Here is a 1,730-nt window from a genome sequence, read left to right on the forward strand (position 1 = left end):
ATCCTCCCCACCCTCCGCCGCGACCAAGGCGACCACCTCCCCCACGCACTCGCCGAAGCCCACACCCGCGGCCTCGACATCAACTGGCACCTGCCAGCAGTCACGGGCCCGCTGCCCGCCCTACCGACGTACCCCTTCGAGCGGCAGCGTTTCTGGCTCAACACCCCCACCGCAAGCAGCGATCCGGCGCAGCTCGGGTTCGGTTCGGTGGCGCATCCGCTGCTCGGTGCGGCGCTCACGGCGGCCGAGGACGGCTCGGTTCTGCTCACCGGTCTGATTTCCACGCACGCCCACCCGTGGCTCGTGGACCACGCGGTCGCGGGGACGGTGCTGCTGCCCGGTACCGCGTTCGTCGAACTCGCCGTGGCTGCCGGGGACTACGTGGGCTGCGGCTTCCTGGACGAGCTGACTCTGGAGGCTCCGCTCGTCCTGCCGTCCGGCGGCGGGGTGCAGATCCAGGTGGCGGTCGGCGCGCCGGACGGGCAGGGCCGCCGTCCGGTGGCGCTGCACGCGCGGGCCGACGACGACGCCCCGTGGACGCGGCATGCTGTCGGTGCGCTCGGTTCGGGAATGGGCCAGGCGCGTGATCTGGCGGCGTGGCCGCCGGCCGGAGCGGACGCGGTGGACACCTCCGACGCGTACGGGCTGCTGGCCTCGCACGGCTACGAGTACGGGCCGGTCTTCCAGGGGCTGCGGGCGCTGTGGCGCCGGGGCGACGAGCTGTTCGCCGAGGTGGCCCTGCCCGAGGGGACCGAGGTCGCCGGGTACGGACTGCATCCGGCGCTGCTGGACGCGGCGCTGCACCCGGCCGTGCTCTCCCCGCTGTGGGACGGCTCCGGCAGTGCGGGCGAGATTCCGCTGCCGTTCGCCTGGTCGGGCGTACGGCTGTACGCGACCGGTGCCACCGAGTTGCGGATCGCGCTGGCCGCCACGGGTTCGAACGAGTTCGGCCTGACCGTCGCCGACGGTGCCGGGTCGCCGGTCGCCTCGGTGGACTCCCTGGTGCTGCGGCCGGTCGCCGCGAGCAGTCTGGGCGTGCGGCAGGACGATCTGTTCACGCTCGACTGGGTGTCCGTGCCGCTGCCCGAGGCCGAGCCGCGGCCCTGGGAGTTCCTCGCGGGCGGGTTGCCGGAGTCCCCCGAGGCGTGGGGGCTGGACCGGTGCGCGGAGAACCCGCCCGAGGTGCTCTTCTGGCCGCTGCTGTCCGGCGGCGGACCCGGTGCCGGACCGCAGCTGCCGGCCGCGGCGGGCCGTGCGGTCACCCGGGCCGTGGCGCTGCTGCAGGCCTGGCTCGCCGACGAGCGCCTCGCCGGGACCCGGCTGGCCGTTGTGACGCGCGCGGCCGTCTCGGTACGGGACGGTGAGGACGTCGCCGACCTGGTGCATGCCGCGCTGTGGGGGCTGCTGCGTACCGCGCAGTCCGAACACCCGGACCGGATCGTCCTGTTCGACGTCGACATCGACATCGCCGTTGACGGCGATGGCGCCGTACCGGAGGCGCGGCTGCTGGCGGCCGCACTCGCCACCGGCGAGGCGCAGCTTGCCGTACGGGAGGGAGCGGCCTGGGCGCCGCGGCTGGCCCGTGCGCTGCCGGCGGAGTCGGCAGTAGAGCCGTTCGCGCCCGAGGAGACCGTCCTGATCACGGGCGCGACCGGCACCCTGGGCCGGCTCGTGGCCCGGCACCTGGTGACCGGGTACGGCGCCCGCCGGCTGCTGCTGACCAGCCGCAG

The 1,730-nt window shown here is 75.0% G+C and carries 1 protein-coding gene; it reads left to right on the forward strand.

Translation table 11 applies throughout. The annotated features are described in order from the left end of the window. Positions 1 to 1,730, forward strand: a 1,730-nt coding sequence (locus AB0D57_RS47690) for a polyketide synthase dehydratase domain-containing protein (protein WP_362088768.1), incomplete at both ends; no start/stop codon positions are given.

Origin of the sequence: Streptomyces sp. NPDC048275 (assembly GCF_040652275.1) — a bacterium.
Classification (GTDB): domain Bacteria; phylum Actinomycetota; class Actinomycetes; order Streptomycetales; family Streptomycetaceae; genus Streptomyces.